Genomic DNA, 19,341 nt, shown 5'->3' on the forward strand with positions numbered 1-19,341 from the left:
TTCGACCTGAAATAGAAAAAGCCGTCTATTATCGAATAAATCGATACACGCGACAACAGGTTAACTGTGTGGTTATTACGGATTCACAAAGGTCCGTTTAACCCGCTCAGAACGCCTGAAGTAAGGCGCCAGCAGCGCAGCCGCGAGAAGAGGGAACAGAAGCTGGCGCAGTGCCAGGACGTCCGAAATCGGAGAAAAGGCAAAGGCTTTTATCGCCAACAGGAGCGTTATCAATAACCAGATAATGTAATGTTTTGGTACACCTTTGCGCCGCTTGAAAAAGGCGATGGTCAGCCAAAGCGTGTAGTACCACATAGCAATCGAGAACGCTAAGGACGCAATCCACAGGGCAAGGTGCTCAGGACTCATATTACTCAGCAATGTATAAGTCTGGGAAGACATCAGGGCATGAGTAAAAAGAAGTAGCGACAATGAGGCGCTAAGTAGAGCAACCAGCAGCCATGCCAACGGCGCCAGAAGCCATCCGCCAATACGTTCCACAGAGTCAGAGGACATTATTACTCCCGAATTCAACGCCAGTTATAAATAAAAGCAGGGCGGGAAGTATAAGCAACTGGCGTGAATGATTACAGTCTTTATTGCACGTAGCGCCAGACGGACTTAGGGACTTCACCGATGTTGAACAATTTACCGCCGGAAACCAGCTCCGCCCGGCGATGGTCGGCAGCGCGATACATGTTGACGATCTCTTCGTTATCGGTCAGGGAATAGTTAAGGTGGTCAAAAAGTTTTTCCAGACTTTCCAGCGAACTGATTTTACGGAATTTTAATAAGTAGTCCTGAACGGTCATTTGCGTATCCATTTTATAATCGGAATAAATAAGTCGAATATTACCAGCTTTCAGTAAACCTGTTCTCAACCAACAAGCCTTTACTTTCTCAGGCTGTAAGGAATTATTTCGGTTGTAAATACTTATAACAAGAACAGACGGCGTTCCCGGCGTAATACAAAGAAAATTTAAGAATATTCCAGAACTGAATCAGGCGCCGGAAGGCGCCTGGGAGAGAAGATTAACGCTGTTCGCCTCGGCTGGCAATAACGTTTTGGTACCAGAAAAAACTCTTTTTTCGTTTACGCGCCAGGTTTTGCTGGTGATCGACATAGACGAACCCGTACTGCTTTTTATAGCCGTTAAGCCAGCTTAAAAGGTCGATAAAGGACCAGGGGTAGTAGCCGCGCACGTCAGCACCGAGCGCCAGCGCATTTTCCAGCGCATTAATATGGCTGCTGAGATAGTCAATGCGCGGGTCGTCAACGACCTCGCCATCAATAATCGGGTCTATTGCGCCCAGTCCGTTCTCAGTAATATAAATCGGAATATCACCATAGCGCTCTTTAACCATCATGATACCGTCGGTTAACCCCTGCGGCCAAACCTCCCAGCCCCATTCGGTATAGGTGCTTTGCGGGTTGCGCACGAAGTAAAAGAGCCCATCAACCCCAGGCTCGCCGCCGGTCGGCTCTTCAGGAGGCTGCGCCGATACGGTTTCACGGCGATAGTAGTTAAGGCCGATAAAGTCACAACGGTTCTCTCGCAGCAGGGCATCGTCGCCAGCCGCAAACGCCGGGACGCCCCAGAGCGCTTGGGTTTGTTGCAGCAGCGCTTCGGGGTAGCAGCCTTTTAAGACCGGATCGTAAAGCCAGTGGGTGTGGATAGCGTCTGCCATCTCGGTCGCACGCTTATCTTCTTCGTTGTCGGTTAGCGAGGTGTGAGGTTGCAGGACGTTAACGAAGCCAATCTCGCCTTCAACGCCCATTTCACGAAAAGCTTTGATAGCCAGCGCATGGGCAATAAAGACGTGATGACAGGCCTGAATGGCGCGCGCCGGATCACGGACGGCGGGTGGGTGGAGGCCGTTAATGTAGCCGTGGCCGATAAAGACGATGGTTTCGTTAAAGGTGGCCCACAGTTTCACGCGGGAGCCAAAACGTTCGTAACAGAGGCGGGCATACTCAGCGAAAGCCTCTGCCGTGCTGCGCGCTTCCCAGCCGCCTTCATCCTGCAATGCCTGCGGCAAATCCCAGTGATAGAGGGTTATCATCGGTTCAATATTATGCGCCAGCAGTTCATCAATCAGATCGCTATAAAATTGAATACCCGCTTCGTTAACTTCACCGCGGCCGTTGGGCAGCAGGCGAGGCCATGAAATAGAGAAGCGATAGCTCTGCAAGCCCATTTCCGCCATGAGAGCGACGTCTTCGCGAAAGCGATGGTAATGATCGACGGCGATATCACCGGTTGTGCCCTGAAAAGTGGTGCCCGGGAGGTGGGAATAAATATCCCAAATAGAAGGGCCTTTGCCATCGGCATCGTGTCCGCCTTCAACCTGATAAGCTGCGGTAGCGGCGCCCCATAAAAAGTGTTGCGGAAATCCGGCCATGAAGAAACTCCTTATCGAATGATAAGGTGAGTGTAATGAAAGCATGTGCAACTGTGCAACCGGTTTCTGAAACCGGTTGCACAGTTGCGAAGCGGGTCACTGTTTATTTAGACAGCGGCTTCGTCTGAACAACATCAATAGACGGTGGAGACTGGTAGTTATCAATATGATGGGCGATAACTAAAAGCAGGGCCGAAACGCCCAAAACAATCCAGCCAATAAGTTCAACAATACGATTAAAAACGTTTTCCATAACTCTAAAGCAAATAATCAAACCAGGCTGAAATGTTACTAAATGACTGAAGCAACGCAAGCGTTACCTGGCTTCAGTTGCGCAACTGGCGTAAAAACGATCAATTATTCCCATAAATAATGGCCTGAGACCTATAGTGAGTATAACGACGTTATTTCTCATTAAAGGAGTTGCAAGATGAGTGACGCTATCCGGGTTGGATTAATCGGTTACGGTTATGCGAGCAAAACCTTTCATGCGCCATTAATTAGCGGCACGCCGGGAATGACGCTGGCGGCGGTATCCAGCAGCGACGAAAGCAAAGTGCTTGCCGATTGGCCCGTAGTAAAGGTGGTTTCCGAACCGGGACAACTCTTTAGTGACCCAACCCTCGATCTGATTGTGATCCCGACGCCAAACGATACCCATTTCCCGCTGGCGAAGGCTGCGCTGGAGGCGGGCAAGCATGTGGTCGTTGATAAGCCCTTTACCGTGACGTTGTCACAAGCTCGCGAGCTGGATGTGATTGCGAAGAGAGAAGGACGCTTGCTATCTGTGTTTCACAATCGCCGCTGGGACAGCGATTTTCTTACCGTTAAAGCGTTGATTAACGAAGGTCTGCTCGGCGAGGTAGGTTATTTCGAATCCCATTTTGACCGCTACCGGCCGCAGGTGCGCAATCGCTGGCGCGAGCAAGGCGGTCCGGGCAGCGGCATCTGGTACGATCTGGGTCCACATCTTCTTGATCAGGTGGTCAACCTGTTTGGCCTTCCCGTTAGTATGAATGTCGATCTGGCGCAATTACGCCCGGGCTCGCAGTCCACCGACTATTTCCATGCTGTTTTGGCCTACCCGCAGCGTCGCGTGGTGCTGCACGGTACGCTGCTGGCTGCGGCGGAAACGGCGCGCTATATCATTCACGGTTCGCGTGGGAGCTATGTGAAATACGGCCTCGATCCGCAGGAAGAGCGGTTGAAGGGCGGCGATCGTTTGCCACAGGAAGGCTGGGGATACGATATGCGCGATGGTTTACTGACGCGAGTTGAAGGTGAAGAGCGGAGCGAAGAGTCGTGGTTAACGCTGCCGGGCAATTATCCGGCTTACTATGCGGCGATTCGCGATGCTCTTAACGGGAGCGGCGACAACCCGGTCCCGGCGGGCCAGGCTATCCAGATTATGGAGTTGATCGAACTGGGTCTGGAGTCGGCCAGACATCGGGCGACCCTAACTCTGTCTTGATAAAAAAGCCCGGCAACCCAGACCGGGCCAAAGATTATGCCTGCTGTACGCGCGCAATCAGTGCTGCTTTTTCCTGTGGGCTTAAAAAAGCGAGTTCCAGACCATTCACCTGCGCCTGACGAATTTGCTCGCGACTCAGGCCTGCAGCAGGGGCCGCGACGGTATATTCGTGGATAATATCAACGCCCTGTACGGCCGGGTCGTCAGTGTTAATACAGGCCAGCACGCCATGTTCCAGGAACGTTTTCAGCGGATGCTGGGCCAGTGAGGGTACGGTACTGGTCTGGATATTTGACGTCAGGCAGGATTCAATACCGATACGCTGCGCGGCAAGATAATCCATCAGCGCCAGATCTTGTACCGCTTTTACGCCGTGACCGATACGTTCCGCGCCCAGCTCACGAATCGCCTGCCAGATGCTTTCCGGGCCTGCGGCTTCTCCCGCGTGCACGGTAATGCGCCAACCCGCATCGCGGGCACGGCTGAAGTGGTCCATAAACAGATTGCCAGGAAAACCGAGTTCATCTCCGGCGAGGTCAAGAGCAGTAATGCCGTCGCGGTGGGCAAGCAGGGCTTCCAGCTCTTCCTGACACGCAGCTTCACCGAAGGTGCGGCTCAGAATACCGATCAGACGCGCTTCAACGTTAAAATCGCGGCTGCCTTCTTTCACGCCGGCGATGACCGCTTCTACCACGCCTGCAACCGGCAACTGGTGCGTCATTGCCATATAGCGCGGGGAGAAGCGCAGTTCAACATAGTGCAGGCCATTTCGCGCCGCATCCTCAAGGTTTTCGTAAGCAACGCGGCGGCAGGCTTCCAGCGAGGCCAGCACTTTTACGCCCCAATCCAGCTTAGAGAGAAAACTCACCAGGTCAGGTTCATTGCTGGTGACCTGTACGTGCGGACGCAGGGTATCAAGAGTGTTTGCTGGAAGAGAAAGATTGAACTGACGGCCAAGATCGAGGATGGTTTGGGCCCGGATATTGCCATCAAGGTGGCGGTGAATGTCGGTTAGTGGCAAAGTTGAATCAATCATGGTCGCACTCTTTTTTAGTTAAAGTGCGCACTATTGTACATCAGAGCGATAAACGGTTAAAAGCTCTGAAAAATACCGAATAAATCAATGGAAAAGAGAAAAAGCAGGGAGGATTACCCTTTTCAGTGCATGGGCGACGGTAGCGTTCATAGCAAAACGCTATTAATCATAGTGAAACAGTCTTTAATTTTGTCAGTGAGATTTTTTATAGTCTCCGGCACTAGTTTTCCTGCAATGAATGGCAGGCTATTTTAAAAAGGACCCTGGGAATATGGTTTTCACGTTAAAAAAAATTACGGTATCTCTGGTTGTGGCAAGTGCACTGTTGCTGAGCGGCTGCAAACCTTCTGAGCAGGACCCCAATCACGTCAAAGTGGGGATTAGTGCGGGCGTTGACCAGGAAGTGTGGGCGGTGGCGCAAAAAGTCGCAAAAGAGAAATACAATCTTGATGTTGAAGTCGTGACGTTTAATGATTTCGTGCTTCCCAACGAGGCGCTCAACAACGGTGACCTGGATGCTAATGCTTTCCAGCACAAGCCCTATCTGGATAAGCAGATTCAGGAGCGCGGTTACAAACTGGTTGAAGTGGGGACGACGTTTGTTTATCCGATAGCCGCCTACTCGAAGAAAATCAATTCAGTCGCGCAACTGCAAGATGGCGCACAGGTCGCGGTGCCGAATGACCCGACCAACCTTGGACGTGCACTGCTTCTGCTGCAAAAACAGGGGCTGATTACGCTTAAAGATGGCGTCGGGCTGTTGCCGACCTCGCTGGATATTATCAGCAACCCGAAAAATCTGAAGATTGTCGAAATTGAGGCCCCGCAGCTAACCCGCGCGCTGGACGACCAGCAGATAACGATGGCGATCATCAATACCACCTTCTCAAGTCAGGTGGGGCTGTCACCGTCGCGCAATGGCCTGTTTGTAGAAAGCAAAGACTCGCCTTACGTCAACATCTTCGCCAGTCGCATCGAAAACAAAGACAGTGAAAAGGTCAAAAACCTGGTAAAAGCCTATCAAAGCGATGAAGTCGCCGCTGCGGCGGAGGAGCTTTATAAAGGTGATGCGGTGAAAGGCTGGTAATCCTGTGAAATACCCGGCCCGGTAAGGCGTTAGACGCCGCCGGGCCTGTTGGCTCGCGCCTATTTTTGAATTAAATAACGAATGGTTGGCCCATCCTGCTGGATATCAAGCACGGTGTAGCCATGATTTTTCGCATCCAGCGGGATATTGTTAATCGACTGCGGACAGTCGCTGACCACTTCGAGAATTTCGCCTTTCTTTAGCGAAGGCAGAGCTTCCAGAGTGGCGATTGCCGGATAGGGGCAGGGTTCGCCCACCATATCGAGGCGATAATCAGGAACGATAGTTTTCATGCTGTCTCCTTAATGGACGCGGCGGCGAGGGACTTGCGGCGGAAAAAGTGTTTCTCCCAGGCGATGACCAAAATTAGCGCGATAAGCAGCAGAAGATAGGTTACCAGCAGGCCGCCGAAGGGGCCAAATGTCGCTAATAGATTGATTTTATCCCAGTTGGTTGCCAGCACCGGTGATAGCCCATCCCAGTAATATGCAAGGATAGTTGAGCCAATAACGTTGCCCAATCCGACCCACCAGAAATGCACCTGTCCCTCAACAGCACGGTACATCCAGCCGGTTTCACAGCCGCCCGCCAGCACGATGCCGAAGCCAAACAGCAGGCCGCCGATGACCGCATTAGGGCCCGCCCACATAATTTTCGGCTCCATGCCAAGCTGCACGTAGCTAAAAATCCCAATAGCGCTGGCGGCCATACCGAAAATAATCGCCTTCGCCATATTGGTACGCCCGGTGATCCACATATCGCGGAAAGCGGAAGTAAAGCAGATCTGCGCACGTTCAATCAGCAGGCCAAATCCAACGCCGAACAGCATGGCCAGACCGAGCTTAGGTTGATTCGCAGCCGTCAGCAGTCCCCAGGCGATCATGGCGAAAAAAACCAGCATCCCAAGGCGGAAACGACGTCGCGCCTGATCTGGCTTTTGCGTTAAAGGCGACGCGCTAGAGACCTTTTGCATCTTCACCGGAATGCGAAAAATAGGTAGCAAGGTAAAGCGCGCACCGAACCAGGTGCCGATGGCGGTAGCGATGGCAAAGAACCAGGCATGCAGAGAAAACTGCGGAATGCCGGTGAAGAATGCTGCCAGATTACAACCCATCGCCAGACGCGCGCCGAAACCGGCGATGATCCCCCCGGCGATAGCCTGGAGAATACGAACCCGGCTGCGCGGGAAGCGTAGCTTAACGTTGTTGGCCCACAACGCTGCGGCGAAGCAGCCGCCGAACATGCCGATAATCATCATGCCGTCGATACGGGTTAGTGGTGTTCCCTCAAGATGAATCAGTTTGTAGTAGCCCCACTGTTCGCTGTGTACGCCAACCAGTTGCAGTAACTGTCCGCCCCAGCGAGTAAATTCGCCGGTGACCGCCCAGAAGGTACCGGTAATACCGAAGTAGTAGGTAGAGAGAATGCCGGCGGCGATAACTGCGGGAACGGGTGACCAGAACTTAATCAGCCACGCTTGTTTGAATTGTTGCCATGTCATGAAAATGCCTCTGAACTCAGAAGGTTTATACCCTAAATAATTCGAGTTGCAGGCAGGCGGCAAGTAAGTGAATCCCCGGGAGCTTACTTAAGTAAGTGACAGGGGTGAACGAACGTAGCCAACGAACATGCAACTTGAAGTATGACGGGTATATTACCCGTAGCGGGTTGGAGAGGCGCAATAATACGCCGTTTGAGCAGTTAAAACTCTCGACGGGATCAAAGTGAGGCGATGATATGAAGGTAAAAGGCCACGCGTTGTGGCCTTTTACAAGCGGCTATCCACTGCTTTATCGAGGTGATGATGGATTGTCAGCTTATTCTTGTATTAATTGAATCCGAGGCGAACGAGGCCCAGCGGGCAATATAATCCCTCATGGCCTTCAATTTCCACGCAATCTGAGCGACGGAGCTGCTCTGCCGTTTTGCCGCTCCCGTGAATGGCCTTAATAACGCCCGTCGCGCCATTGTCGGCTACCATAACCATGCTGCCTGTCGAGATAGCGTTACGGTTACGATCGTAAGTTTTCATGGTTTCCTCCTTTCTAAGTCTATTTTGACGGGATGGTTAAAACGGCATTTTAATACACCTTCGGGGAAGGTTTTTTTTTGAGTTTTGTCAAAATAATGAACGGTTTTTCGCTAAAAATATAATGGGGTGGAATGGTTAAATTTAAAGTCTGATTATTCCCAGGGGGTATGGTGCTAAACAATAAAGAAGTATTTCATTTGGGTTACTGTTTTATGAACGGATTATTACACTTGTCAGGGGCTGGATAATAGCGAAAGATAAGCTTCTTCGGGCTTAATTAGCGCTCACTGAGGATCCTGAGGGATATATGAGTCAAGACGTCACCAGTAAGATGTTAAAGCCTGATTTTGATATGGAAGTATCCGGCTTAGTGCACGGATATGTCTTTCGTGAAGGTAGTTTACCCCTGCGGATCACCTCAAATGAGGTTTGCACCCAATATCAACAACTGGATAAGGAAAATGATTTTGTCTGGCTGCATCTGAATCTCAATCATGCAACCGCTGAGAAGTGGCTCAAAAGTCAGTTTACCGTGGCAGACTTTTTCTTTGAAGAGATCCGTGGCGGTTCCCACACCACGAGGATTGAACGGCAGGGCGAAAATTTGTATGCCGTTCTGAACGATGTCATTTTTCATCCCAAGGATACCGGCTCGGAAACCTCGACGCTGTGGTTATATTGCAGCCAGAAGCTGGTGGTGACCGCCCGCTATAAGCCGCTGCGCTTTATTGAATGGATGCTCCCGCGCTTGCAAACCCTCAAAGTGAATTCATCGACCGAACTGCTTGCTTTTTTGCTGGAAGAGCAAGAAGAAGTTCTCGAGCAGGTGGTTCGTCAGGCCAGCCAGCATGTGGATGTGATTGAAGAGCGCTTGCTAAGTAATCATGTCCAGCGTAATCGCGCCGATCTGGCGCGTCTGCGGCGAATGCTGCTGCGCTTTCAGCGTCTGTTAGCGCCCGAACCGGCGGCGATGTTCCGCTTACTTAACCGTCCCCCGGCGTGGATCGACCGCTCAGTGGTGCAGGAGTTTCGCCAGTTCACCGAAGAGTTTACCGTGGTGCTGAACGATCTTTCTGGATTGATTGAGCGGATCAGCTTGCTACAGGAGGAGATCAGCGCCAGACAGCTCGAACAAAGCAACCGCACGCTCTACACCCTGACGGTGATTACCGTGCTTGCGTTGCCAATTAATATCGTCGCGGGCTTTTTTGGAATGAACGTCGGTGGAATACCGCTATCGACCAACCATCATGGTTTTATTTGGCTGGTGGTGATTGTCGCCGTATTTACTATTGGAGCCGGATATTTGGCTTTTCGGCGGCGGGATGAGCTTTAACGACAGCGGTAGCGGGTTGACCGCTACCGTTTTCGTAGTTTGATGGGCGGTCAGCGCAGCGAGCGCAGGGCGGCAATCAGCCCCTGAATGCCTTTTTCTAGCTTCTCGCGTGGGCAACCCGCATTCAGGCGGACAAAACCCTTTCCTTCATCACCGTAAGTGTAGCCGGGCATAATGGCCACTTTCTGCTCTTCAATTAACGCTTTTTGCAAAGCCTGATCATCAACGCCCAGCGGACGCAGGTCAATCCACGCCAGATAGGTTGCCTGCGGCGGCTGCCAGCTTAGCTCGGGGAAAGCGAGATTGAGTTCATGGGCGATGTAGCGCAGGTTTTCTTGCAGATACTCGCGCAGAGCGTCAAGCCAGGCAGCCCCTTCACGATAGGCGGCAACATGGGCGATCAGCGCCGGAACGGAAGGGGAAGAGAGACCGTCGCGGTTCTTGAGCGCCTGTAAATAGCTTTCACGTGTGGTGCTATCGTCAATTAACCCGTATGCACCGGTAAAAGCCGGAATATTGAAGCTTTTTGATCCGGAAGTGAACAGCGCCCACGGGCCGCGAGCGACATCGCACCATGGGGTATGCTGATGTTCAGCCCACACCATATCCATATGGATTTCGTCGCTTATCACCTTCACGCCATGCTTTTCGCACAGATGCGCCATGGTTTCCAGCTCTTCGCGGGTCCAGACTTTGCCGGTTGGGTTTTGGGGACTGCATAGCAGCAGGACCGTATTACGTGGTTGAGCCAGTATCTGCTCAAATTCGGCCATATCACAACGCCATTGGCCGTTGTCGAGCGTTAGCGGAGCCGGGGCAATGCGCCGCTGGTTGCCTTCAATAGTCTTATAAAACGCGTCATAAGCTGGCGTATGCACCACGATACCGTCGCCAGGCTCGGACCATTGGCGAATCATCTCCGCCACCATGTAGATAACTGACGGCCCGTAAACAATGGCTTCACGGTTGATTGGACTATGAAAACGGCTGGCGAACCAGTGGCTCACTACGCTAAGAAATTCATCATTTTTCCAGCGACTATAGCCAAAAACGCCGTGCGCCAGACGCTTGCTAACGGCATCCAGAATGCAGGGGGCGGTGGCAAAATCCATATCCGAGATAGTAAATGGTAGCAAGTCGGCGGTACCGAAGCGGTCGGCAACGTAATCCCATTGCGTACACCAGGTGCCGTGACGGTCAACCGGCGTTGAAAAATCAAACATCTGAACTTCCTTAATCAGAGTCTCCCTTCGGTAACGAAGGGGGAGCGGAACTTAAGCCTCAACGGCATTTATCAAATAGCCCTCTGGATTCGCTTTCAGAGCTGACGGAATCGCCGCAGCATTTTACGCTGATTTACCGGTGATGCAGGTGACGGATTTCTCAAATGCGACAGTGTCAGTAATGTGAAATAGCCCCTCGTAAGGGGCTATTTGTTGTTTACTGCTGCGGGGCGGCTGGCGGAACCACCTCTTGCGGAGTGGTTTCTTGTGGCAGGGTTTCCTGCGGTGCCGGTTCCGACACAGCAGGAAGCTCTAAGCCAAACATGCCGGCAAACTCATCCAGCGGCATTTTCTGACCGTTGAGCGTCACCTGACCGTCAGCGTACTGCAGGCTGGAGGTGATGGCGTTATCTTCCATGGTGGTGATGCGGAACATCTGGCCCATCGCCGCCAGGCCTTTCACCTGCTGGTCAGCCAGTTTGGCGGCGTCTGCGGGCTGATAGCCTTCAAGCCCGGCAATTTGGGTCATAAAGGCGGTTGCCATATCCACAGGGATCACCAGCTTGCCGTCGAGAGACTTGACGCTACGATCCACTTCATCGGCCAGAGTCTGCGGCGGTGTTGTGTTTTGCGATGGGTCTTGCAACAGAATGGAGAAATTGAGCGTCGTTTCGCCTTTTGCATTACGCCAGCTCAGCGGTGCGATGGTCAGCGAAGGATTACCTTTGAGCATCATCGGCAGCGTGCTAAAGAAGGTTTGCGTCAGCGCCTGCTGGTACAGCTCCGGGTTCTGCGCCAACTGCGGGTTTGCCATCAGCGCTTGCGCTTCGGCGTTATATTTTTGGCTGAATTCGTGGAAAGCCTGGCCATCAATATTATCCAGTTTCAGGGTCAGCCTGCCGCTACCAATATCCTGATTTTGCAGCTTCAGGCTGTTGATGGTGTAATCCAGCTGGCTATTAATGCCTTTCCCGTCGGCGGTCAGCGTGGAATTGCCGTCGACTTTCATCCCTTCAAACAGTGCCAGCTCTTTGCCTTCAACGCCAATTGACAGTTTTTCCAGCGAGATGGCTTGTTTGCCAATGCGCTCGTTGAAGCTGGCCATCTCGGTGGTGCCATCGGTTTTCAGGTTATTAAAGATGACCTGAATCTTCTGATTGTACTCGTTAACCGCGTTGATCTGCCCGCTGCCCGCTTCGCCGCTCAGATTGATGGTTTTACCTTCGCGGTCAGAATCCAGTTGGAACTGCCCGCCGCTGAAAGTCACCTTCTCATCGCCTTTCGCGTAATCCAGTGGATTGAGCACAATCGCGGACTGATTATCGCCGCTGTAGGCGATGCGGGTATCGATGGTAAACGGCGTTTCGCCTTTCGCGATGTCGAACAGCGCCTTACTGGCGTCGTTATTGACTAACGTGGTTTTGACGGAGGCCATCGATGGCGCGAGGTTAAAGTTTTTCAGTGAGGCCAGCGGGAAGGGGCCGTGATCGACGACTTCGTCAAAGACCAACGATTGTCCGGCAGCAAGCCAGCGGGTCTCTTTACCGGCAATCGGTTTAACCACCAGCTGTAAATGGCTGCTGAACAGACCGCGTTGGTAGTCCTGATAAGTCAGCTCAACGCCTGCCTGCGGTGCGCTGCTTTGTAACTGAGCATTGGCCTGTTGCACCATATCGGCAATACGGCTTTCCAATTGCTTTCCGGTGTACCAGGAGCCGCCGGTCCAGACGACGCCCAACGCGATGATAACTCCAGCTGCGATCAGCGATTTTTTCATAGCATTTGTCCATAAATGAAACCAGGCGGATCGGGCCGCCTGGTTGTGTTGTCATGATGGGTGAAAGTCTAGCAACTGTGGCTAAAAAGTTCAGTAACTTACTAGAGCTTATTGAACACGCGCGCTACGCGACCGGTGCCGCTAACCTGTACTGGCGATTCGTTACAGGCAACAAACGCCGATTCACCCGCGGTCAGCGTCAGGCTCTGCTCGCCTTTAGTGATAACGGCTTCACCCTCAACGCAGAACAGAATCGCCGCGCTATCCTGGGCGATGGTTGACGCCTGCGCAGACAGGTCATGCAGAGAGAAGGCGAAATCATCGACCGGGATCGGGAAATCCAGCTCCGCGCCGTGGGTCACTGGCTGAGTCAGCAGCTCGCCCGCAGGTTTGGCTGTAAATTTAACGTTAGCGACTAGCTCTGGAATATCAATGTACTTCGGCGTCAGGCCCGCGCGCAGAACGTTGTCCGAGTTAGCCATTACCTCCAGCGCCACGCCCTGCAGGTAGGCGTGCGGGGTTTCCGCAAACAGGAACATCGCTTCGCCTGGGTTCAGCTTCACTACGTTGAGCAGCAGCGGAGAGAAGAGGCCGCTATCGTCCGGGTAGAACTCGGCGATCAGGCGAATCGTCTGCCACGGTTCTCCCTGCTCGCTGTCCAGCACGGCCTGCAAGACGCTTAAGGCGTGCGCTTTCTCATCGCCTTTCATATTCAGCAGGCTGGCAAATAGCCGGCTCAGATGTTCGCCGTCCGGCTGCGCAAGAAACTGGGCAATGGCCGGATGGGCATCGGCTACCGGCTGCAGCAGATTGACGATATCGGCAAATTCGCGGAAGGCATTCATGGCGAGGAACGGCGTCAGGGCAAAAACCAGCTCCGGCTTGTGGTTTGGATCTTTATAGTTACGCTCGGCGGCATCAAGCGGGATCCCGGCAGCGTTCTCTTTGGCGAAACCAATTTCGGAGGCCTGTTTGTTCGGATGAACCTGAATAGATAGCGGCTGTGCGGCACACAAGACTTTAAACAGGAACGGTAGCTCGCCGAAACGCTCTGCCACTTTCGCCCCGAGCAGGGCGGTTTTATCGCCTTCAATCACTTCACGCAGCGAGCGCGGAGTACCGGCGTTATCTAGAATCTGCGAGCTGCTTTTCGGATGCGCACCCATCCACAGTTCTGCCATCGGCAGGTTGTTCGGGTTGGCGATCCCATAAAGTTCGGTTAAGGCGGTATGGCTTCCCCAGGCGTAGTTTTGCACTGAGTTGATGAGCTTTTGCATTCTCAATCCCTGTTTCCACTTGATAGTAATGGCTCTATTAAACCAGCAAACGCCCGATAAGCAACCGGCGCGAAGAAAAAGTCGTCCTGGTCTCAGTTTTTGTTAAGAAATTGTGTAAAATCGATCGACTCGCTTTTCTACGGGCAAATGGAGTGTCTGCCTGAAATATAATCAGCCAAGCAGTAAGTGAGAGCACAATGTCGAATAAACCGTTTGTATATCAGGATCCTTTTCCACTGAAAAAGGACGATACCGAGTACTACCTCCTCAGCAGTGATTACGTCTCCGTCGCCGAATTCGCCGGCCAGGAAGTCCTGAAAGTTGAACCTCAGGCGCTAACGCTACTGGCACAACACGCTTTCCACGACGCCTCCTTTATGCTTCGCCCGGCTCATCAGCAGCAGGTCGCCGATATCCTCAACGACCCTGAAGCCAGCGAAAATGATAAATACGTGGCGCTACAGTTCCTGCGCAACTCGGACATCGCCGCTAAAGGCGTGCTGCCGACCTGCCAGGATACCGGCACCGCGATTATCACCGGCAAAAAAGGTCAACGCGTGTGGACCGGCGGCGGCGATGAAGCGGCGCTGGCGCAGGGGGTCTATAACACTTATATCCAGGATAACCTGCGTTATTCGCAGAACGCCGCGCTGGATATGTATAAAGAAGTGAACACCGGCACTAACCTGCCTGCGCAAATTGACCTCTACGCCACCGATGGCGAGGAGTATAAATTCCTCTGCATTGCTAAAGGCGGCGGCTCGGCGAACAAAACCTATCTGTATCAGGAAACCAAGGCGCTGATCACCCCGGCGAAGTTGAAAAACTATCTCGTCGAGAAGATGCGTACCCTGGGAACCGCTGCCTGCCCGCCGTACCATATTGCCTTTGTCATTGGTGGCACCTCGGCGGAATCTACGCTGAAAACCGTAAAGCTGGCCTCAACCAAGTACTACGATGGTTTGCCGACTGAGGGCAACGAGCACGGTCAGGCTTTCCGCGATATTCAACTGGAGCAAGAGTTGCTGCTGGAAGCGCAGAACCTCGGCCTCGGCGCGCAGTTCGGCGGTAAATACTTCGCTCACGATATTCGCGTTGTACGTCTGCCGCGTCACGGTGCATCCTGCCCTGTGGGTATGGGTGTTTCCTGCTCGGCGGATCGCAATATCAAAGCGAAGATCAACCGCGAGGGGATCTGGCTGGAGAAACTGGAGAGCAATCCAGGGAAATTTATTCCCGAGCATCTGCGCCAGGCCGGTGAGGGCGAAGCGGTTAAGGTCAACCTGAACCAGCCGATGAGCGATATTCTGGCACTGCTGTCGCAGTATCCGGTGTCGACCCGCCTGTCGCTGAGCGGCACCATTATCGTGGCGCGCGATATCGCCCACGCGAAGTTGAAAGAGATTATCGATAACGGCGATGAGCTGCCGCAGTACGTGAAAGATCACCCGATTTACTATGCGGGACCGGCGAAAACGCCGGACGGTTATGCTTCCGGCTCCCTCGGCCCAACCACCGCAGGCCGTATGGACTCTTACGTTGACCTGCTGCAAGCGCACGGTGCGAGTAAGATCATGCTGGCGAAAGGCAACCGTAGCCAGCAAGTCACCGATGCCTGTCACAAGCACGGTGGGTTCTATCTCGGCAGCATCGGCGGCCCGGCGGCGGTGCTGGCGCAGCAGAGCATCCGCAGCCTGGAGTGCGTGGCCTACCCGGAACTGGGGATGGAAGCTATCTGGAAAATTGAAGTGGAAGACTTCCCGGCGTTTATCCTGGTGGATGACAAAGGCAATGACTTCTTCCAGCAGATCCAGAGTTCGCAATGCACCCGCTGTGTGAAATGATCTCAGCCGCCCTCAGGGGCGGTTTTTTTATGCCGCTTAGCGGCACGAACCACCAAAACAACTTATAAATCTGACCCATACTTAATGTTTTAAGCAAGTGAGCTTTGTCGCTATTACACACTTTGAATTCAAGGAGAAAGTAATGACAACGCATCGCAGTGAAAAAGACTCGATGGGCGCCATTGACGTGCCCGCAGATAAACTATGGGGCGCGCAAACCCAGCGCTCGCTGGAACATTTCCGCATTTCGACGGAAAAAATGCCGGGCGAGCTTGTCTATGCGCTGGCGCTGACCAAGCGCGCGGCGGCGAAAGTGAACCACGACCTCGGCCTGTTGGCGGCAGAGAAAGCTGATGCCATTATTCGGGCCGCTGATGAAGTGCTGGCGGGCAAGCATCCCGACGAGTTTCCGCTGGCCATCTGGCAAACGGGTTCTGGCACCCAGAGTAATATGAATATGAACGAGGTGCTGGCTAACCGTGCCAGTGAACTGCTCGGCGGCGTGCGGGGGATGGAGCGTAAAGTCCACCCTAACGATGACGTCAATAAAAGCCAAAGTTCCAACGACGTTTTCCCGACGGCGATGCACGTGGCGGCGGTTATTGCCTTACGCGTAAAGCTGATCCCACAGCTTAATGTGCTGAAAAAGACCCTCCACGATAAATCCGTTGCCTTCAACGATATTGTCAAAATTGGCCGTACTCATCTACAGGACGCCACGCCGCTGACCCTCGGCCAGGAGATTTCAGGTTGGGTGGCGATGCTTGAACACAGCCTCAAACACATCGACTATGGCCTGCCGCATCTGGCGGAACTGGCGCTGGGCGGGACGGCGGTCGGAACTGGACTGAACACGCATCCGGAATATGCGGTGCGGGTCGCGGCGGAACTGGCGAGCATCAGCGGTCAACCGTTTGTTACCGCGCCGAATAAATTTGAAGCGCTGGCGACCGTTGATGCGCTGGTGCATGCTCATGGGGCGCTAAAAGGTCTGGCCGCCTCGCTGATGAAAATCGCCAACGATGTGCGTTGGCTGGCATCCGGTCCTCGCTGCGGGATTGGGGAAATCTCCATCCCGGAAAATGAACCGGGATCGTCGATTATGCCAGGTAAGGTCAACCCGACCCAGTGTGAAGCCCTGACCATGATGTGCTGTCAGGTGATGGGTAACGATGTGGCGGTGAATATCGGCGGCGCGTCGGGTAACTTCGAGCTTAACGTTTATCGCCCGATGGTTGTCCATAACTTCCTGCAATCCGTACGCCTGCTGGCCGACGGCATAGAGAGCTTTAACGAACACTGTGCGGTAGGGATCGAGCCTGAGCGCGAGCGCATCAGCCAGTTACTCAATGAGTCGCTGATGCTGGTGACAGCGCTCAACACGCATATCGGCTATGACAAGGCGGCGGAAATCGCTAAAAAAGCGCATAAAGAGGGGCTCACCCTGAAAGCTTCCGCGCTGGCGCTCGGCTACCTGACGGAAGCTGAGTTCGATAGCTGGGTGCGCCCGGAAGAGATGGTCGGCAGCATGGCTACTCGCTAGCCAGCCACAGGTGCAGCCTCGGGATCAATAACCTGAGCGACTGTGCCTGCGGTTTATAGCGGTACTGCACGTTATCGGCATCATAGTTCAGCAACTCCCCCAGGTCCGGCACGCTCACGCCTTTGGTGCCGGATATCAGCGTAATCAGTGGCCCGGGGCAGGCGTATTGCACCTGCTTTTGCTCCCCGGCATACCAGACCCGGGCGATGGGCTGCACTTTCACCGGCCGTTTGATCTTAAGCTTTGCCCGCTGCGGCAGGGCGGCAATATCCTGATACTCCCGTTCCAGCTTGCTTTGCCACTGTTCGCGAGTCCACGGCGGAACCGCGCGCGGTGATTGCAGGCTTTTCTCCAGTTGCACCAGCACCTGATCGCGGGTCAGGTTTTTAATTACATGCTTATTTGCCCAGCCGAAACGGATGGTGCTCGGGTCACGCAACGGCGTCAGCGTGCGGTAGGCGCTGAGGGTAATCAGGCCCGGAAGATGGCGATGGACCCACTCGAAGCGCGCGGCGCTGGGGAGTCCGGAATCAATGGTGACAATCTTCTCGAAGGTCGCTTTGAGGGCGTTGATATGGGCGATTTGGCGCAATAATTCGGCCTGCTCGTTGATATCAGTCTGCAGGCAAATCGCCCCTGGCAAGCGCACGGCAGCCTTACTGCTGCGACTTTCCGACTGCTGCTGGATAAACAGGTGGCTATAGTGGCTGAGCGCCATCTCCAGCGCAGTTTTGCCGGTATGCTGAACCACTTTGATCGCGTCCAGCGGCTGGTGTTCGGCATCTTTGCTCACCGGCGGTAGCTCAAATACCCGGGCAGCCAGCAGGCGGCAAGCACTCAGGGACTGCCGCAACGCCAGGAGTTCTCGCTCCAACTGACGAAAGGTGTCGTTCAAACGGTCAACAAGGTCATAGCTAGCCATATTTTCCACCTTAGTTACAACATACTAGATGTTTTTTGAACTATACGCAGGCCTCGGCATCTGCGCAAGGGCTAATCAGGTAGAGGTAAAATCAGGCAACTGGTGGTAGATAGGCCAGCTAAAACAGAAACTTGCTCCGCCCAATGGACTGGCGTCGCAATGAACCTCTCCGGCCATCGCCTGGGCGATACTGTGCACGATAGCCAGGCCGAGACCGCAGCCGCCGGTGGCGCGGTCTCGGCTGGGGTCGAGGCGGACAAACGGCTCAAAAACCCGCTCCCGTTCATCAGGCGCAATTCCCGGACCATCGTCTTCTACCCACAACGTCGCACGCGAGCCTTCTAGCGTTAGGCTCACTTGAATCCGTTGGTGACTGTAGCGCAGGGCATTGTTGACCAGATTATCCAGCACGCGTTCCATCAGGCGCATATCCAGCGCGCCATAATTTCCGGGGATGACCTTGCTTAACGCCACCTCGCGCTGTGGGTTAACCATCTGAATGTCTTCAATGTGAGCGCTGATCCACGCCGGGAAGTTGGGGGTGGTGAGCTTCAGTTCGTTTTGCGGGCGGTCAAGACGGGCGTAGGTCAACAGCTCCTCAATTAAGGCTTCCAGTTGACCAATATCGCGGTTTAGCGCCAGCGATTCCGCTTCAGTCAGATTCTCGCTCATCTCCAGGCGATAGCGCAGACGAACCAGCGGTGTGCGCAGTTCATGAGCGATACCGTCAATCAGTTGTTTCTTGCTGGCAATGAGCGCATTGATGTTATCGGCCATCTGGTTAAACGCCACGCCCAGACGCTCAAAGCTGGACATGCTGTCAAAATGAATCCGCTCGGTCAGATGTCCTTCACCAAAGCGCTGGGCTGCGGTTTCGATACGTAGCATGTCCTGCCAGTGGGGGCGCATCCAGATAAATACCGGGAAGGCCAGCGAGATAGCGATAAAAGCCATCAGCGCGATATCCAGTAGCCGCATCTCGTGCAGAAAATAGAGATAGGGCACCGGGCCAACAGAAAGGACATAGTGACTGCGCGGAATTCGCTGGATAAAAGTGTACTGGTCATCGAGGGCGACAATATCCCCGGCGCGCAGATGCTGCATCGAATTTTCCGAGAGCTTAAATTTGCTGATCGGTTCGATATGCAGGTCGAAGGAAAGATTCAGGTCCAGTTCTTTGAGGGTTTTGCTCCAGTCGCGAGGTGGGATCTCCCGCAGCTCGCTGCGCATCAGATACAGCGAGCTTTTCATCAGGTCGTCCAGCGACTGACGGCCTGCGCGCTCGGCGGTGAATTTATACACCAGACCGACCATCATGGTCATCACCAGGAAACAGACGAACAGCAGCAGGTAAAACTGCACAAACAGTTTCTTCATAGCCAGACCCGTA

The 19,341-nt window shown here is 53.5% G+C and carries 18 protein-coding genes; 5 read left to right on the top strand and 13 right to left on the bottom strand.

Annotated features, from left to right (window positions below):
• Window positions 1–75: 75 nt before the first annotated feature.
• From AC07P6_RS14230 to blr, 4 genes are all read right to left on the bottom strand, one after another.
• The gene (locus tag AC07P6_RS14230; RefSeq protein WP_112214389.1) at window positions 76–516 is read right to left on the bottom strand and encodes a DUF2569 domain-containing protein; all 441 of its coding nucleotides are present in this window, start codon (window positions 514–516) and stop codon (window positions 76–78) included.
• A gap of 80 nt (window positions 517–596) precedes the next feature.
• Window positions 597–812: a transcription modulator YdgT gene (ydgT, locus tag AC07P6_RS14235; protein ID WP_004134363.1), complete on the bottom strand. Its 216-nt coding sequence runs from the start codon at window positions 810–812 to the stop codon at window positions 597–599.
• A gap of 220 nt (window positions 813–1,032) precedes the next feature.
• Window positions 1,033–2,403 (bottom strand): GH1 family beta-glucosidase, encoded by a 1,371-nt coding sequence (locus AC07P6_RS14240; RefSeq protein WP_478316721.1) that lies wholly within the window; start codon window positions 2,401–2,403, stop codon window positions 1,033–1,035.
• 103 nt (window positions 2,404–2,506) lie between these two features.
• Window positions 2,507–2,656: a division septum protein Blr gene (gene blr / locus AC07P6_RS14245; RefSeq protein WP_112214386.1), complete on the bottom strand. Its 150-nt coding sequence runs from the start codon at window positions 2,654–2,656 to the stop codon at window positions 2,507–2,509.
• A 177-nt stretch (window positions 2,657–2,833) separates the two neighbouring features.
• On the opposite strand from blr, the gene AC07P6_RS14250 reads away from it, so the two are divergent.
• On the top strand, window positions 2,834–3,874 hold the full coding sequence (locus AC07P6_RS14250) for an oxidoreductase (RefSeq protein ID WP_478316723.1): 1,041 nt from the start codon (window positions 2,834–2,836) through the stop codon (window positions 3,872–3,874).
• Between the two features lie 34 nt (window positions 3,875–3,908).
• Here the strand turns inward: AC07P6_RS14250 and add are convergent, their stop codons facing one another.
• Window positions 3,909–4,910 (bottom strand): adenosine deaminase, encoded by a 1,002-nt coding sequence (gene add, locus AC07P6_RS14255; RefSeq protein WP_478316724.1) that lies wholly within the window; start codon window positions 4,908–4,910, stop codon window positions 3,909–3,911.
• Window positions 4,911–5,181: 271 nt separating this feature from the next.
• Here add and metQ point away from each other — a divergent pair, with 271 nt between their 5' ends.
• Complete coding sequence (gene metQ / locus AC07P6_RS14260) at window positions 5,182–5,997, top strand: methionine ABC transporter substrate-binding lipoprotein MetQ (RefSeq protein ID WP_478316726.1); 816 nt, start codon at window positions 5,182–5,184, stop codon at window positions 5,995–5,997.
• Window positions 5,998–6,056: 59 nt separating this feature from the next.
• Here metQ and yedF read toward each other — a convergent pair whose 3' ends face one another.
• The 3 genes from yedF to ydfZ all read right to left on the bottom strand — a co-directional run bounded on the left by yedF (window position 6,057) and on the right by ydfZ (window position 8,029).
• Window positions 6,057–6,290, bottom strand: coding sequence for a sulfurtransferase-like selenium metabolism protein YedF (gene yedF / locus AC07P6_RS14265; protein WP_110274012.1), 234 nt, complete (start codon window positions 6,288–6,290; stop codon window positions 6,057–6,059).
• Complete coding sequence (gene yedE, locus AC07P6_RS14270) at window positions 6,287–7,498, bottom strand: selenium metabolism membrane protein YedE/FdhT (protein ID WP_181486029.1); 1,212 nt, start codon at window positions 7,496–7,498, stop codon at window positions 6,287–6,289. Before yedE ends, yedF begins: the two co-directional genes overlap by 4 nt.
• A 327-nt stretch (window positions 7,499–7,825) precedes the next feature.
• Window positions 7,826–8,029 carry a putative selenium delivery protein YdfZ gene (gene ydfZ / locus AC07P6_RS14275; RefSeq protein ID WP_181486030.1) on the bottom strand — a complete coding sequence of 68 codons (204 nt, stop codon included), beginning with the start codon at window positions 8,027–8,029 and terminating at the stop codon, window positions 7,826–7,828.
• Window positions 8,030–8,336: 307 nt separating this feature from the next.
• On the opposite strand from ydfZ, the gene AC07P6_RS14280 reads away from it, so the two are divergent.
• Window positions 8,337–9,365 carry a CorA family divalent cation transporter gene (locus AC07P6_RS14280; RefSeq protein ID WP_182239160.1) on the top strand — a complete coding sequence of 343 codons (1,029 nt, stop codon included), beginning with the start codon at window positions 8,337–8,339 and terminating at the stop codon, window positions 9,363–9,365.
• A 50-nt stretch (window positions 9,366–9,415) separates the two neighbouring features.
• On the opposite strand, the gene AC07P6_RS14285 is transcribed toward AC07P6_RS14280, so the two are convergent.
• The 3 genes from AC07P6_RS14285 to manA form a co-directional block, all read right to left on the bottom strand.
• Entirely contained in the window at window positions 9,416–10,588 is a 1,173-nt protein-coding gene (locus AC07P6_RS14285; protein WP_478316729.1) for a MalY/PatB family protein, read from the bottom strand.
• Between the two features lie 217 nt (window positions 10,589–10,805).
• Window positions 10,806–12,365, bottom strand: a complete 1,560-nt coding sequence (locus AC07P6_RS14290) for a YdgA family protein (protein WP_478316731.1) — start codon at window positions 12,363–12,365, stop codon at window positions 10,806–10,808.
• A 101-nt stretch (window positions 12,366–12,466) separates the two neighbouring features.
• Window positions 12,467–13,642: a mannose-6-phosphate isomerase gene (manA, locus tag AC07P6_RS14295; protein ID WP_478316733.1), complete on the bottom strand. Its 1,176-nt coding sequence runs from the start codon at window positions 13,640–13,642 to the stop codon at window positions 12,467–12,469.
• Window positions 13,643–13,839: 197 nt separating this feature from the next.
• Here manA and fumA point away from each other — a divergent pair, with 197 nt between their 5' ends.
• Together fumA and fumC are read left to right on the top strand one after the other, a co-directional pair.
• On the top strand, window positions 13,840–15,486 hold the full coding sequence (gene fumA, locus AC07P6_RS14300) for a class I fumarate hydratase FumA (RefSeq protein WP_434663411.1): 1,647 nt from the start codon (window positions 13,840–13,842) through the stop codon (window positions 15,484–15,486).
• Window positions 15,487–15,628: 142 nt separating this feature from the next.
• Window positions 15,629–17,029: a class II fumarate hydratase gene (gene fumC, locus AC07P6_RS14305; RefSeq protein WP_478316735.1), complete on the top strand. Its 1,401-nt coding sequence runs from the start codon at window positions 15,629–15,631 to the stop codon at window positions 17,027–17,029.
• Here fumC and tus read toward each other — a convergent pair.
• Window positions 17,019–17,951, bottom strand: a complete 933-nt coding sequence (gene tus, locus AC07P6_RS14310) for a DNA replication terminus site-binding protein (RefSeq protein ID WP_478316737.1) — start codon at window positions 17,949–17,951, stop codon at window positions 17,019–17,021. The two genes, fumC and tus, sit on opposite strands and share 11 nt — an antisense overlap.
• Window positions 17,952–18,026: 75 nt before the next feature.
• Window positions 18,027–19,328: a two-component system sensor histidine kinase RstB gene (gene rstB / locus AC07P6_RS14315; protein WP_182239145.1), complete on the bottom strand. Its 1,302-nt coding sequence runs from the start codon at window positions 19,326–19,328 to the stop codon at window positions 18,027–18,029.
• Between the last annotated feature and the right edge of the window lie 13 nt (window positions 19,329–19,341).

It is taken from the genome of Klebsiella sp. GFKo11 (assembly GCF_056490265.1).

Excerpts from the sequence above, each read along its gene's own strand:
- blr (WP_112214386.1), bottom strand. The coding sequence starts at position 2,656 with ATGGAAAACGTTTTTAATCGTATTGTTGAACTTATTGGCTGGATTGTT.
- manA (WP_478316733.1), bottom strand. The coding sequence starts at position 13,642 with ATGCAAAAGCTCATCAACTCAGTGCAAAACTACGCCTGGGGAAGCCAT.
- AC07P6_RS14280 (WP_182239160.1), top strand. The coding sequence starts at position 8,337 with ATGAGTCAAGACGTCACCAGTAAGATGTTAAAGCCTGATTTTGATATG.
- AC07P6_RS14250 (WP_478316723.1), top strand. The coding sequence starts at position 2,834 with ATGAGTGACGCTATCCGGGTTGGATTAATCGGTTACGGTTATGCGAGC.
- tus (WP_478316737.1), bottom strand. The coding sequence starts at position 17,951 with ATGGCTAGCTATGACCTTGTTGACCGTTTGAACGACACCTTTCGTCAG.
- AC07P6_RS14285 (WP_478316729.1), bottom strand. The coding sequence starts at position 10,588 with ATGTTTGATTTTTCAACGCCGGTTGACCGTCACGGCACCTGGTGTACG.
- AC07P6_RS14240 (WP_478316721.1), bottom strand. The coding sequence starts at position 2,403 with ATGGCCGGATTTCCGCAACACTTTTTATGGGGCGCCGCTACCGCAGCT.
- ydfZ (WP_181486030.1), bottom strand. The coding sequence starts at position 8,029 with ATGAAAACTTACGATCGTAACCGTAACGCTATCTCGACAGGCAGCATG.
- fumC (WP_478316735.1), top strand. The coding sequence starts at position 15,629 with ATGACAACGCATCGCAGTGAAAAAGACTCGATGGGCGCCATTGACGTG.
- yedE (WP_181486029.1), bottom strand. The coding sequence starts at position 7,498 with ATGACATGGCAACAATTCAAACAAGCGTGGCTGATTAAGTTCTGGTCA.
- rstB (WP_182239145.1), bottom strand. The coding sequence starts at position 19,328 with ATGAAGAAACTGTTTGTGCAGTTTTACCTGCTGCTGTTCGTCTGTTTC.
- fumA (WP_434663411.1), top strand. The coding sequence starts at position 13,840 with ATGTCGAATAAACCGTTTGTATATCAGGATCCTTTTCCACTGAAAAAG.
- AC07P6_RS14230 (WP_112214389.1), bottom strand. The coding sequence starts at position 516 with ATGTCCTCTGACTCTGTGGAACGTATTGGCGGATGGCTTCTGGCGCCG.
- add (WP_478316724.1), bottom strand. The coding sequence starts at position 4,910 with ATGATTGATTCAACTTTGCCACTAACCGACATTCACCGCCACCTTGAT.
- ydgT (WP_004134363.1), bottom strand. The coding sequence starts at position 812 with ATGACCGTTCAGGACTACTTATTAAAATTCCGTAAAATCAGTTCGCTG.
- metQ (WP_478316726.1), top strand. The coding sequence starts at position 5,182 with ATGGTTTTCACGTTAAAAAAAATTACGGTATCTCTGGTTGTGGCAAGT.
- AC07P6_RS14290 (WP_478316731.1), bottom strand. The coding sequence starts at position 12,365 with ATGAAAAAATCGCTGATCGCAGCTGGAGTTATCATCGCGTTGGGCGTC.
- yedF (WP_110274012.1), bottom strand. The coding sequence starts at position 6,290 with ATGAAAACTATCGTTCCTGATTATCGCCTCGATATGGTGGGCGAACCC.